1 protein-coding gene is annotated in these 277 nt (G+C 35.4%); it reads left to right on the forward strand.

Features of this window, described 5'->3' with window-relative positions; genetic code table 11:
- On the forward strand, positions 1-277 hold a 277-nt coding region (locus MFF64_RS36815), incomplete at both ends, for a glycosyltransferase family 9 protein (RefSeq protein WP_273557214.1).

A 277-nucleotide genomic window follows, 5' to 3' on the forward strand; every position in this document is an offset into this window, starting at 1 on the left:
TTGAAATCGAAACACTACCATTTGATGAGTTTATTTATACCGTTGCGTTGACCAAGTATAGTGATTTTGTCATTTCTGTTGATACAGCTCTTGTTCATATCGCTGCGGCTTATCATAAACCAACGCTTGCATTTTACCCTAATTCACGTACTCCGGAATATCCCTCGCATTTAATTTGGTCCCCGAATCATCATAAATCTATACAAATAGTATCCCCAACATATACGGTAAAAGATATCGATACTGAAACTTTAACTAATTCAGTAAAGAGATTAAG

The organism is Methylobacterium frigidaeris (assembly GCF_022179185.1).
Classification (GTDB): Bacteria; Pseudomonadota; Alphaproteobacteria; order Rhizobiales; family Beijerinckiaceae; genus Methylobacterium; species Methylobacterium frigidaeris.